Source organism: Rathayibacter sp. AY1C9 (genome assembly GCF_002932315.1).
Taxonomy (GTDB): Bacteria; Actinomycetota; Actinomycetes; order Actinomycetales; family Microbacteriaceae; genus Rathayibacter.
On the sequence record NZ_PSVZ01000004.1, the window covers coordinates 123358 to 135014 of the forward strand.

Below are 11657 nucleotides of genomic sequence, written 5' to 3' on the forward strand. Positions count from 1 at the left end.
TCCCAGACTCCGCTCCCGAGCGCCGTAGGATCGAGGCATGAGCAGCGAGAACCTGACCAAGCCCGAGGTCGACGCCCCTGAGGGCCCGGCCCCCGACACCCTCGTCGTCGAGGACATCGTCGTCGGCGACGGCGCCGAGGCGCAGCCCGGCTCGACCGTCGAGGTCCACTACCTCGGCGTCGAGTACGACAGCGGCGAGGAGTTCGACTCCTCCTGGAGCCGCGACCAGTCGATCAACTTCCCCCTCAACAACCTCATCCGCGCCTGGCAGCAGGGCATCCCGGGGATGAAGGTCGGCGGCCGCCGCAAGCTGATCTGCCCGCCCGCGCTGGCGTACGGCCCGGCCGGCGGAGGGCACCCGCTCTCCGGCAAGACCCTGATCTTCGTGATCGACCTGCTCGGCACCAAGTAGCTCCGAGCACACGACGAAGGCGCAGCTCCTAGCGGGGCTGCGCCTTCTTCACGCGGTCGACCAGCTCGCGCCAGGCTCCGTCGAGCTCGGTCTCGCCGAGGCGGACGTGGTGCGTCTGCACGCGGATCTCGTAGACGAAGCGGTCGGCCCGGCCGGGGGACTCGCCGTCGGCGGCGTCCCAGGGGAGCGAGCCGAGCAGGTCGCGCCAGGCGCGCTCGTCGGGCTGCTGCTCGACGTCGACCCGCCACACCCGGCGGAGGCCGGCGACTCCGCCGCTGCGCGACACGATGACGTCCATGCGCGCGATGCTACCCGCCTCCGTCCTCGAGCGGACCGGCTCAGGCGGACAGCGTCACGCCGACCGTCGTCCAGCCGGTGCGCACGGCGGCCTCGACCTTGGAGCCGGATCCGTAGCGCTCGGCGGCGGCCCGCACGGTGAGCGCCGCGAACGCCTCGAAGTCGGCCGTCGCGGTGAGGACGCCCCCGGTCAGCACGTCGTACCAGACCTGCCCAGCGCGCTCCCACGCCTTCCCGCCGAGGGTCGTCGCCGCCACGGCGAACGCGCGGTTGGGGATCCCCGAGTTGATGTGCACTCCGCCGTTGTCGTCGTCGGTCTCGACGTAGTCGGCCATCGAGCCCGGCTGCGGGTCGGAGCCGAGGACGTCGTCGTCGTAGGCGGTGCCGGGGGCGATCATCGACCGCAGGGCCGTGCCCTGCACCTCGTCGGTGAAGAGCCCCTCGCCGATCAGCCAGCTCGCCTCGTCGGCGCTCTGGCCGGCGCCGTACTGCTCCAGCAGGGCTCCGAACACGTCCGAGACCGACTCGTTGAGCGCTCCGGACTGGCCGCGGTAGACGAGGTTCGCCGTGTACTCGGTGATGCCGTGGGCGAGCTCGTGGCCGATCACGCTCTGCGAGACGGTGAAGCGGCGGAACACCTGGCCGTCCCCGTCGCCGAAGACCATCCGCGAGCCGTCCCAGAAGGCGTTGTCGTAGTCGTCGCCGAAGTGCACGGTCGCGTCGAGCGGCAGCCAGGCGTCGTCGATCGAGTCGCGGCCGTACGCACCCTGCAGGAAGGCCGACATCGCGCCGAGGCCGTCGTACGCCTCGTCGACGGCCGCATCCCCCGTGGCCGCCTCGCCCTCGCGGCGGACGACCGTGCCGGGCAGCGTCTCCTCGGTCCGCGCGTCCGCGATGGTGCGCTGGAGGGACTGCACGCGGGTGCGCGGCGAGGACGTCGCGGCGGCGGTCGGCGCCCCGCGGTCGGGCGCGGGCTCTCCGGGCCGGACGCGCCGGAACGGCACGTCCTGCTCGAGCGAGCGGCTCGCGGCCCGCGCGGCCCGGGCGAAGGCCGGATCGTCGAGGCGGGCGATGCGGACGAGGAGGTACGGCGGCACGACGGTTCGTCTCATGCCCCGATCCTGGCACCGACGTCCGACACGGTCCCGGGCTCGCCCGGCGGGCCCGCATGCGGTAGCGCCGAGCGGTAGCGTGAGCGCGACGAGCGGTTTCCAGCGATCCGGGGCCAGGCCCCGAGGACGACGAGGGCGGACATGGGCATCATCACGCGGGGCTTCTTCGGCAAGAGGGAGGCGGACCCGGACCTCCCGCCGGGCCAGCACCTCGAGAACGGCTTCCCCGTCCTCTCGATCGGGCCCACCCCGAACATCCACGAGTGGGCCTTCTCCATCGACGGCGGACCCGCGGGCGTGCGCCGCTGGAACCGGGAGGAGTTCGACGCGCTCCCGCACGAGGACGTGCACACCGACATCCACTGCGTGACCCGGTGGTCGAAGCTCGGCACCAGCTGGCGCGGCGTCTCGGTCGACACTCTGCTGGAGGGCCTGGAGACGGACGCCGGCTTCGTCATGGCGCAGAGCTTCGGCGGCTACACGACGAACCTCCCGCTCGCCGAGATCCGAGGCGGGAGGGCCTGGGTCGTCACCGAGTTCGAGGGGAAGCCCCTCGCGGCCGAGCACGGCGGCCCCGCCCGGCTCCTGGTGCCGCACCTCTACTTCTGGAAGAGCGCGAAGTGGGTGCGGACGCTCCGCCTGATGCCCGGCGACGAGCCCGGCTTCTGGGAGCAGAACGGCTACCACATGCACGGGGACCCCTGGAAAGAGGAGCGCTACTGGTGATGTGGACGGAGGCGGTGGCCGAGTCGGTCGCGCCGCTCACGCCCACGTCGCGCCTCCTGGTGCTCCGCGTGCCCGGGTGGCCGGGCCACCTGGCGGGGCAGCACCTCGACGTGCGCCTCACCGCGCCCGACGGCTACCAGGCGAGCCGCTCCTACTCGATAGGCGCCCCGGCCGACGGGGAGCGGGTCGAGCTCGCGGTCGAGCGGCTGGACGACGGGGAGGTCTCCCCGTACCTGGTCGACGGCCTCGAAGCGGGCGACCGGCTCGAGATCCGCGGTCCGATCGGCGGCTGGTTCGTCTGGCGTCCGGAGCAGGCGGAGCCGGTGCAGCTGATCGCGGGCGGGAGCGGCGTGGTGCCGCTGATGGCGATGGCGCGCGAGCACGCCCGGTCCGGGAGCGCGGCGCGGATGCAGCTGCTCTACTCGGTCCGCTCGCCCGTCTTCGCCTACTACCGCGAGGAGCTGGCGGCGCTCGCCGAGCGGCCGGCCGCGACGGGCGGAGTCGCGGTGGACCACGTCTTCACCCGGGTGGCGCCGGCGGGAGCGGCGCGTCCGGCCGGCCGCGTCACTCCGGAGCTGCTCGCCGAGGCGGCTCTGCCGGCCTCGCTCGAGCCGACCGTCTACGTGTGCGGCCCGACCTCGTTCGTCGAGGCCGTCGCCACCGCCCTGGTCGAGCAGGGCCACGCGCCCGAGCGCGTGCGCACCGAGCGCTTCGGCGGCGCCTGACGCCATTCCCCGCGAGGCGCCGCGCCCCGGCGGCGCCCCGGGGGGAGGGATCACTCGAAGGAGACGGTGCGGTTCTCGCCGATGTCGGGCTGTCCGCCGGTGACGGCGGCCTTGAGGACCTTGAACAGCACGACCGGACGCGGCTCGTCGGTCGCCCACAGCTCGACGGTCTCGGCCTCGACGCGGATCAGCGCGACGGTCGGGTCGTCCTTGCCGTCGGGGAACCAGCCGGCGACGGCCGGGGACCACAGCTCGTCCACCTTCGCCGGGTCGTGCACGACGGTCGCCGAGCCGGCCACCGACAGGTAGCCCTTCTTCGACTCGAACGCGACGTTGACGCTCGGGTTCGCGCGGATGTCGTCGACCTTGGGCGACGGGTCCTGCGTGAAGAACCACAGTTCGCCGTCGAAGTCGATGTCCTGGGCCTTGAGCGGACGGCTGACGAGCTGCCCGGTGGCGTTGACGGTGGTGAGGAGCCCGATCCCGGCGCTCTTCACCATCTCGGTGATCTGCTCGCGGTCGTCGGAGTCGGCGGGAGTGATGTCGGTGTCGGTCATGGTGCCGACGCTACGCGGACCGTGCGCCGCCGCAAGGGGTGGCGACGCCTCCCCGCGCGTGTCTAGCGTCGAGGCATGGACACCGAATCGACGTACACCGCCATCCTCGACAGCGGAGCGGAGCAGGAGAGCATCCGCCTCGAGATGATCGACGGCTCCCCGCAGCGCTCCTTCACCCGCCTGGCCGACATCGACGGCGAGGAGGTCGAGGTGGTCTGGGAGCTGGAGCCCGACGACGACGGCTTCCACGTCTACCGCCCGGTGCGGGTCGAGGGCCGCGACGACGACAGCGGACTGGTCTCGGACGACCGGCTGACCGACGGCGGCGGCGCCGACGCGGCCTCCGGCGACTGATCCCCGGCGCGCCCGTCCGCCGGCCTGAGCCGAGCGGGCGGGCGCGCTGTCCCATCCGGCTCGAGGGAGACGCCCCTCCGCTCAGGCCGTCGGGTGCAGGGCGTCGTACCCACGGAACCCCGGTCGGAGTCGCAGCACCGCGGCGAGGATCGCGATGATCGCGAGCCCGCCCGCGAGCGGCGGCAGCCAGAGCAGCGCGAGCGAGGCGAGCAGTCCCGTGTAGAGGTCGCCGACCCGCGGGCCGCCCGTCACCACGACGATGAACACGCCCTGGAGCCGACCCCGCATGTTGTCGGGGACCGCGGTCTGCAGCATCGTCTGCCGGAAGATCGAGCTGACGTTGTCGGAGGCGCCCGCGCCGGCCAGGGCGACCGCCGCCAGCGCGATGAGCACCGCGTTCGGCGCCGACGCGTCGTGCTGCACGAATGCGGCACCGAGCAGGACCGCGCCGAACGCGACCACGAACGCTCCGTACACCTGGATCGAGCGGCCGATCGCGAGGCCCTGCCGGCGGACCCCGGTGAGCCGGCCGGAGAAGACGCCGCTGATCAGCGCCCCGATCGCGAACGCGGCCGTGAGGGCGCCCACCGTCACCGCGCCTCCGCCGAGCAGCACGGCGGCGGCGGCCGGGAAGACCACGCGCGGCTGTCCGAAGGTCATGGCCACGATGTCGACCAGGAAGGACATCCGGATGTTCGGGGCGCCCTTCAGGAAGCCCAGGCCGTAGCGGAGGGACTCCAGCCCCGGCCGCTGCCGCTCGCCCTCGGGCACGAGCGCCGGCAGCCCCGCGATGCCGAGGAACGCGGCGAGGAACAGCACGACGTCGATCGTGTACGTGATCGCGAAGCCGGAGGAGGCGACCAGCACGCCGGCGAGGGCGGGCCCCACGGTCACCTCGACTCCGCTCGCGATGCCGCCCAGCGCGGCGGCGGCGGGGACCAGCTCGGTGCGGAGCAGCCGCGGAGCCAGCGTCATCCGGGTGGTCACGATCACCGTCGTCGCCACCGCGTTCACGGCGGTGAGCACGTAGAGGGAGAGCGGGGTCTCGGCGCCGAGCCAGGCGAGGGCCGCGATCCCCGCGGTCGAGCCCCAGGCCACGACCGCGGCGAGCAGGAGCACCAGGCGGCGGTCGAACGCGTCGGCGAGCATCCCGCCGTAGAGGCCGGCGATCACGGTCGGGACCAGCGCCACCACGCCGACCAGCGCGACCGCGAGGGTCGATCCGGTGAGCTCGTAGATGTGCAGGCCGACCGCGACGATCGTCATCTGGCCGCCGATGCCCGAGATCACGTTGCCGGCCCAGAGCCGGGCGAAGGCCGGGGACTCGCGGAGGGGGGAGACGTCGAGGACGTGGCTGCGCCGGGGGGCGCGGGGGGTCTGGCTCACTCGCTCCATTCTGCTGACTCCGCCGCCCCGGCGGGCCGCGTCGCGCCGATCCGGGGGCTCAGGGGTCATCCCCTAGGGTGAGAGGCATGAGCACGTCATCCGACGGCGCGCCCGGGCGTCAGGGTCCTCCTGCCCCGCGAGCAGCCGGAGCCGCCCCCTCGCGACGCTCGATCCGCACCGCCGCCGAGGCGGGCGCGCGTCGCGCGGCGGCCGCCACGGGCGGTCGGCGCAGCTCCACGGGCGGCGTCCGCGCCGGAGCCGCTCGGACCGGTGCCACGGCCTCGGGAGCTCGCCGGTTCCTCCGCCGCTACGGAGCCGGGATCGTCTCGGTCCTCCTGGCCGTCCTCGCGGTCCCGCTGTCGTTCTTCGTCTGGTACGCCCTGATCTCGCTCGGCGCCTACCCGGGCGACCAGGCCGTCAGCGACCTGCTGGTCGGCGTGCTCTACACCGCGCTCGTGCACGCGGTCCTGCTCGCCGGGATCCTGCTCGCCGTCTCCACCCTCCGCGCCCGGCGTCGCGAGAAGCGCCCGCCGATCGCCGGCTGGATCGGCGTGGTCCTCAACGTCCTCGTGCTCGTCTACTGGCAGCTGCTGGTCTCGCCGTGGCTCGTCGTGCTCTGGAACCGGGCCACCGGCTCCTGATACCGCCCTCCCTCTGGTAGAGTCGTCCGGTTGCCGTTCGACGGCCGCGGATCAAGAGAGCCCACGCATCAGGCGCCGGGCACCGCGCAACGAGAGAGAGGGGATCCCATATATGGCACTCGAAGCAGATGTCAAGAAGGCGATCATCGAAGAGTACGCGACCCACCCCGGTGACACCGGATCCCCCGAGGTGCAGGTGGCCGTCCTGACCAAGCGGATCAAGGACCTCACCGAGCACCTCAAGGAGCACAAGCACGACCACCACTCGCGTCGTGGTCTGCTGCTGCTCGTGGGTCAGCGTCGTCGACTCCTCGGCTACCTGTCGGATGTGGACATCAACCGCTACCGCTCGCTGATCGAGCGTCTCGGTCTGCGCCGCTAGCTCCTCCCGGAGCAGGGCGCGGTCTCGATGACACCGCGAACTTCTTGCCGAACGGGCCGTTCTCCTCGCGGAGGGCGGCCCGTTCGCGTTCCCGGGCGGACGAGGCGCGCGGCGCCGGTCAGGGCAGGGGAGCGGGGCGGTCGACTCCGCCCCACGAGTAGCCGCTCGAGGCCGAGAACCAGTCGGCCGCGGCCCGCTGGAGCGCCGTGTCCTCCTCGGGGCGGCCGGGAGCCTCCACGGCGTCGACGAGCCCGGGCAGGGCGATCCGCCAGGCCGCCGCGCTGCGCTGGGCGCGGCCCCAGTCGCGCGCGCACACCGGGTCCTCGGCCGCCGCGGCGAGAGCCCGCGGCGAGGTCACCCGCCAGCCGGTGTCCGACTCCGCGACCACGACCGCGCAGGTGAGCGCGGCGCCGCGGATGATGCTGTCGGGACCGGCGGAGGGGCCGATCGCCTGATCCTGAGCCGCGACCACCGCGGTGAGCGCGAGCTGCAGCCGGGTCGAGGGCTCGTCGGGCCGCGGTCGGATACTCCCGTCGCCGGCCGAGACCGAGGCCGCCGATCCGGGTGCGAGGAGCAGCCCGGAGGAGGACTGCGACGCGTGCAGGCTCAGCAGACCCGTCACTCCGTCCGTCCCGCTCGTCACGCCCCGCACCGAGGAGTCGCCGAGACTCCAGACGACGGGGGTGCGGTTGTGGATCGTGAGGCGCCGGTGGTCCTCGTCGAGGCAGGCCACGAGGTGGCCGGCCGGCACGCCCGCTCCGCCCTCGAAGGCGGACGAGGCGGCCAGCAGCTCCCGGGCGTCGTCGCACTGGGCGGGGGCGTCGGAGGCGGCGGCGGCCTGGTCGGCGACCGGCGCCCGGGGGGCGAGGGAGCCCTGCACGCCCGCGACCGCCGCCGTGGTGAGCGCCGCGGCGGCGAGGAGGAGGACCACGCCGCGCCTGCCCATCCTCCGCACCTCCTGGTCGGAGGCTAGCCCGGCGCGGGCGCTCGGGCCAGCGCTGCGAGGGGCTCGCGAAGTGTCCGGCAGGAATTCTTTCGAAGAATCTCAGACCGGGTGCATCCGAGGAGGCGCCTCGGCCGGAAGTAGTGGTGAAGGCCCTTCTCGACCACCCCCCGACCCCTCGCGGGTCCCATCGTGAAAGAGGAACACCGTGACCACCTCCCGCTTCTCCCGCAGCCTGCTCGCCGGTGCCTGCATCGGAACCCTGGCCGTCGTCGGCATCGCAGCCACGCCCGCCGCCGCCGTCGACGCCGACTCGGCCGACCTCTCGGTCCTGCACGCCGTCCCCGACACCCCGGTCGACGTCTACGTCGACGGCAAGCTGACGCTCGACGACTTCACCCCCGGCTCGCTCGCCGGCCCGCTCGACCTCCCCACCGGCACCTACAAGGTCGCCATCACGGCCTCCACCGCCGCGGACGCCAGCGCCCCCGTGATCGGCCCGATCGACATCAGCCTCGAGGCGGGGAAGAGCTACACCGTCGCGGCGCACCTCAAGCCGGACAACACCCCCACCGCGACCCTCTTCACCAATGACATCTCGAAGACCGCCGCGGGCGAGGGCCGGCTCACGGTCCGCCACATCGCCGCCGCTCCGGCCGTGGACATCCTCGCCGGAGGGTCGCCCGTCCTGACGAACGTGACGAACCCGAACGAGGGCGTGCTGAACCTCGCCCCGGCCACGATCTCGACCGTGGTCGCCGCGACCGGGACCACCGCGCCGGTCATCGGCCCGGCCGACGTGCAGGTCCAGGAGGGCGTGAACACGATCGTCTACGCCTGGGGCAGCCTGGAGAAGGGCAACCTCGCTCTCGCGACGCAGACCATCGATGGACTGCACTCCTCGCCGTCGGGCGTCCCCGCCGGTGAGGCCGGCCTCGCGGCGGACAACCGCCCCGACGCCGCCGCGGGCTGGTGGGGCGGAGCACTGCTCGCCGCCCTCGCCGCTGCCGGCGCTGTGCTGATCGGCCGCCGCACCGCCGCCTCGCGTCGCTGACCCGAGGATCCGACCGCCGGGTCGGCCGTGCTGGAGCGCGGCCGTCCCGGCACCCCCGACCACGACCCAGGAGGACGCCATGAGCCGGAGCCCCTTCCCTCTGCGCGTCCTCGCCGTGGTCGGGCTGATCGTGGCCGGTGCCGGTCTCGCCGGATGCGCGGCGCAGGAGTCCCGGGTGGAGCCCGCTCCCGCCGCCGTCTCCTCGGCGCCCCAGCAGCCGGTGCCGGCCACGGTCCCCTCCTCGCCCGCGGCGACCCTGCCGGAAGCGGTGCCGTCCGTCCCGGTGGCGGATGCTCGGCTCGGCGCAACCCCCGCCCCCACCGCGCTCGCTCCCGAGCGGCTCGTCGTCAACGGGCTCCCCGTCGACATGGCCGTCGAGCCGGTCGGAGTCGCGGACGACGGCACGATGGAGCTCGTGCCCGACACGCAGGTCGCCGGCTGGTACCGCTTCGGCGCCGGCCTCGACGAGCCGGAGGGCACGGTCGTGATCGCCGCGCACGTCGACTCCCTCGCCTACGGCCTCGGGCCGTTCGTCGAGCTGAAGAAGGCGGTCCCGGGCCAGACCGTGACCCTCACCGGCGCGGACGGCGCGGAGCGCGCGTACACCGTCTCGACGGTGGAGACCACGGAGAAGACCACGGTCGACCTCTCGGCCGTGTTCGCCGCCGACGGACCGCCGCGGCTGGTCCTGATCACCTGCGGCGGCGACTTCGACTACGACACCCGCCACTACCTCAGCAACGTGGTGGTCACGGCCGTCCCGGCCGGCTGACCCGCCCGCCCGAGCCTCAGCGACGTACGATGAGCCTCGCAGCGCCGCACGCCCCCGGGCAGCAGCGCTCCCCGCAGCCCTGGAGGGACCCCCTGATCGAGACCATCGAGCCCGCCGACGGCGCCGAGGCCGACAGCGCTCTCGTGGCCCGGCTCGGCCGCCGCTTCGCCGCAGGGGAGGAGGCGGCGCTCGCCGAGGCGTACTCGCGCTGGTCGCCGCTGGTCTTCACGCTGGCGCTGCGCTCGCTCGGCGACCGCGGCGACGCGGAGGACGTGGTGCAGCGCGTGTTCGCCTCGGCCTGGACCTCGCGCTCGGGCTTCGACCCCGGACGGGCGGCTCTCGGAGCCTGGCTGGTCGGGATCTCCCGGAGGAGGATCGCGGACGCGCACGAGGCGCGGGCGCGCGAGCGGAGGCTCACCGAGGCCCTCGTCGCCGTCACGCCGGTCGAGGAGGGGGAGGCCCCCGTCGACATCGAGGCGCGGATCCTGATCGCCGACGAGCTGGCCCGCCTGGATCCCGTCCCCCGGCGGGTGATCGGCCTCGCCTTCTACGAGGACCTCACCCACACCGAGATCGCCGAGCGCACCGGCCTGCCGCTCGGTACCGTCAAGAGCCACATCCGCCGCAGCCTCGACCGGCTCCGCTCCCGCCTGGAGGTGAGCAGCACATGACCCACCTCGATCCCGACGAGCTCGCCCTGCTCGCCCTCGGCGAGCACTCGAGCGACGCCGAGCAGGCCCACCTGCGCGACTGCCCCGACTGCGCCCGGCAGCTGGTCGAGCTCGGCCACGCCGCGGGCCTGGGCCGTGCGAGCCGTGCTGTCGAGCTGGAGGCGCCGCCCGCGATCGTCTGGGACCGCATCCGCGAGGAGCTCGCCCTCGGCGACCTCGGGCCCGGCGCCCTGCCGTCGTCGGCCGCTGCCGTGCCGCCTCCGCTCGCCCTTCCCCCGGGACGGCACCGTCCCGCCCGCCGCCGCCGGCCCCGCGCTCTGAGCGCCGTGCTGGCCGCTCTCGGCGCGCTCGTCATCGGGGTCGCGGGCGGAGCCTGGTGGCAGGCCTCGCGGAGCGACGACACCGCCGCCGTCGTGGCGCGCGCTGATCTCGCCGCTCTCCCCGACTGGCAGGGAGCGAGCGGAACCGCCGAGCTGGAGGACGCCGACGGCACCCGCCGCCTGCACGTGCACCTCGATGCGCAGAGCGCGGACGACTCGTACCGGGAGGTCTGGCTCCTCGCCGCCGACGCCTCCGGGCTGGTCGGGCTCGGCGTGCTCGACGGGACCGACGGCGTCTTCGCCGTGCCCGATGACGTCGACCTCGCCGAGTACTCGCTCGTGGACGTCTCCCAGGAGCCGTTCGACGACGACCCGGAGCACTCCGGCGACTCGATCGTCCGCGGCCCCCTGCGCGAGGGCTGAGGCCTAGGCCGAGCGCTCCGCCAGCACGGCCGTGAGCGCCTGCACCGCGGCGGAGGGGCGCGGCGCCGTGCAGACCGAGAGCTCCCAGACCAGCCCCGGCCAGTCGAGCGCGAGGGCCGTGACGCCCTCCAGCGGCTCGACGCCCGCGCGCGGCACGATCGCCGGCCCCAGCCCCGCCTGCACGAAGCGGGGGATCCCCGGCAGATCGGCGACCTCGGTGGCCACCCGGCGCGACGCCCCGGCTTCGCGGAAGGCGAGGTCGACGGCGACCCTGTTGCCGAAGCCGGCGGGCGTGTCCACGAAGGTGAGCCCGTCGAGGTCCTGCGGGGAGGGCGGTCCCGCCGCGGCGAGCGGATCCGCGCTCTCCACCAGCAGGACGTAGTCGCTGCGCACCAGCCGCGTCACCGCCAGGCCCCGCAGCTGCGCCGCGGGCAGTGCCAGCAGAGCGGCGTCGAGCAGGCCGCGGCGCAGGTCCTCGGCGAGACCGGTGGAGCCGGTGGTCGAGGTGCGCAGGAGCAGGTCCACCAGCGGGTGCCGAGTGCGGAAGACGCCGAGCGCGCCGGGCAGGTCGACGAGGTCGAGGGCGGAGAAGGTGCCCACCCGCACCCGCCCGCGGAGCCCCGCCGCGTCGTCGGCCGCGAGCGAGCGCATCCGGTCGAGGCTGTCGATCGCCGATCGGGCCGAGGGCAGGAGCGCCTCGCCGACCGCGGTGAGCGCCACCCGCCGGGTCGAGCGGGCGAACAGCGGCGAGCCGAGCTCCTGCTCGAGCGAGCGGATGCTCGCCGAGAGGGTCGACTGCACGACGAACAGGCGCGCGGCCGCCCGGGTGAAGCTGAGCTCCTCGGCGACGGCGACGAAGGCGGCGAGCTGGCGGTCGTCCAT

At 74.2% G+C, this 11657-nt stretch carries 16 protein-coding genes; 10 read left to right on the plus strand and 6 right to left on the minus strand.

The annotated features are described in order from the left end of the window. Nucleotides 1–37: 37 nt before the first annotated feature. Nucleotides 38–412 (plus strand): FKBP-type peptidyl-prolyl cis-trans isomerase, encoded by a 375-nt coding sequence (locus C5D09_RS04900; protein ID WP_104267071.1) that lies wholly within the window; start codon nt 38–40, stop codon nt 410–412. A gap of 28 nt (nt 413–440) precedes the next feature. Here C5D09_RS04900 and C5D09_RS04905 read toward each other — a convergent pair whose 3' ends face one another. Together C5D09_RS04905 and C5D09_RS04910 are read right to left on the minus strand one after the other, a co-directional pair. Further along, complete coding sequence (locus tag C5D09_RS04905) at nt 441–710, minus strand: protealysin inhibitor emfourin (protein ID WP_104233246.1); 270 nt, start codon at nt 708–710, stop codon at nt 441–443. 40 nt (nt 711–750) lie between these two features. Next, complete coding sequence (locus C5D09_RS04910) at nt 751–1821, minus strand: M4 family metallopeptidase (RefSeq protein WP_104268737.1); 1071 nt, start codon at nt 1819–1821, stop codon at nt 751–753. A gap of 141 nt (nt 1822–1962) precedes the next feature. Here C5D09_RS04910 and C5D09_RS04915 point away from each other — a divergent pair, with 141 nt between their 5' ends. Beyond that, nucleotides 1963–2547: a molybdopterin-dependent oxidoreductase gene (locus C5D09_RS04915; protein ID WP_104224820.1), complete on the plus strand. Its 585-nt coding sequence runs from the start codon at nt 1963–1965 to the stop codon at nt 2545–2547. After that, a complete protein-coding gene (locus tag C5D09_RS04920) occupies nt 2547–3272 on the plus strand; it encodes a ferredoxin reductase (protein ID WP_104226284.1) in 726 nt (241 codons plus the stop codon). Before C5D09_RS04915 ends, C5D09_RS04920 begins: the two co-directional genes overlap by 1 nt. 50 nt (nt 3273–3322) lie before the next feature. Here the strand turns inward: C5D09_RS04920 and C5D09_RS04925 are convergent, their stop codons facing one another. Next, complete coding sequence (locus C5D09_RS04925) at nt 3323–3829, minus strand: pyridoxamine 5'-phosphate oxidase family protein (RefSeq protein WP_104224818.1); 507 nt, start codon at nt 3827–3829, stop codon at nt 3323–3325. Between the two features lie 75 nt (nt 3830–3904). On the opposite strand from C5D09_RS04925, the gene C5D09_RS04930 reads away from it, so the two are divergent. Then, complete coding sequence (locus tag C5D09_RS04930; RefSeq protein WP_104224817.1) at nt 3905–4183, plus strand: hypothetical protein; 279 nt, start codon at nt 3905–3907, stop codon at nt 4181–4183. Nucleotides 4184–4264: 81 nt separating this feature from the next. On the opposite strand, the gene C5D09_RS04935 is transcribed toward C5D09_RS04930, so the two are convergent. Then, complete coding sequence (locus C5D09_RS04935) at nt 4265–5569, minus strand: MFS transporter (protein WP_258064081.1); 1305 nt, start codon at nt 5567–5569, stop codon at nt 4265–4267. An 86-nt stretch (nt 5570–5655) separates the two neighbouring features. Between C5D09_RS04935 and C5D09_RS04940 the strand changes: the two genes are divergently transcribed. Together C5D09_RS04940 and rpsO are read left to right on the plus strand one after the other, a co-directional pair. Beyond that, nucleotides 5656–6210, plus strand: a complete 555-nt coding sequence (locus tag C5D09_RS04940) for a hypothetical protein (protein WP_104268739.1) — start codon at nt 5656–5658, stop codon at nt 6208–6210. 112 nt (nt 6211–6322) lie between these two features. After that, on the plus strand, nt 6323–6592 hold the full coding sequence (gene rpsO / locus C5D09_RS04945) for a 30S ribosomal protein S15 (RefSeq protein WP_068252328.1): 270 nt from the start codon (nt 6323–6325) through the stop codon (nt 6590–6592). 118 nt (nt 6593–6710) lie between these two features. Here rpsO and C5D09_RS04950 read toward each other — a convergent pair whose 3' ends face one another. Beyond that, nucleotides 6711–7538, minus strand: a complete 828-nt coding sequence (locus C5D09_RS04950) for a hypothetical protein (RefSeq protein ID WP_104268740.1) — start codon at nt 7536–7538, stop codon at nt 6711–6713. A gap of 205 nt (nt 7539–7743) precedes the next feature. Between C5D09_RS04950 and C5D09_RS04955 the strand changes: the two genes are divergently transcribed. The 4 genes from C5D09_RS04955 to C5D09_RS04970 all read left to right on the plus strand — a co-directional run bounded on the left by C5D09_RS04955 (nt 7744) and on the right by C5D09_RS04970 (nt 10775). Then, complete coding sequence (locus tag C5D09_RS04955) at nt 7744–8589, plus strand: DUF4397 domain-containing protein (protein WP_104268741.1); 846 nt, start codon at nt 7744–7746, stop codon at nt 8587–8589. Nucleotides 8590–8668: 79 nt separating this feature from the next. Further along, nucleotides 8669–9361 (plus strand): class F sortase, encoded by a 693-nt coding sequence (locus tag C5D09_RS04960; RefSeq protein WP_104268742.1) that lies wholly within the window; start codon nt 8669–8671, stop codon nt 9359–9361. A 29-nt stretch (nt 9362–9390) separates the two neighbouring features. Continuing rightward, nucleotides 9391–10032 carry an RNA polymerase sigma factor gene (locus C5D09_RS04965; protein ID WP_104268743.1) on the plus strand — a complete coding sequence of 214 codons (642 nt, stop codon included), beginning with the start codon at nt 9391–9393 and terminating at the stop codon, nt 10030–10032. After that, nucleotides 10029–10775: an anti-sigma factor gene (locus tag C5D09_RS04970; protein WP_104268744.1), complete on the plus strand. Its 747-nt coding sequence runs from the start codon at nt 10029–10031 to the stop codon at nt 10773–10775. The genes C5D09_RS04965 and C5D09_RS04970 overlap by 4 nt, the downstream gene beginning before the upstream one ends. A 3-nt stretch (nt 10776–10778) precedes the next feature. On the opposite strand, the gene C5D09_RS04975 is transcribed toward C5D09_RS04970, so the two are convergent. Continuing rightward, a complete protein-coding gene (locus C5D09_RS04975) occupies nt 10779–11657 on the minus strand; it encodes a LysR family transcriptional regulator (protein WP_104268745.1) in 879 nt (292 codons plus the stop codon).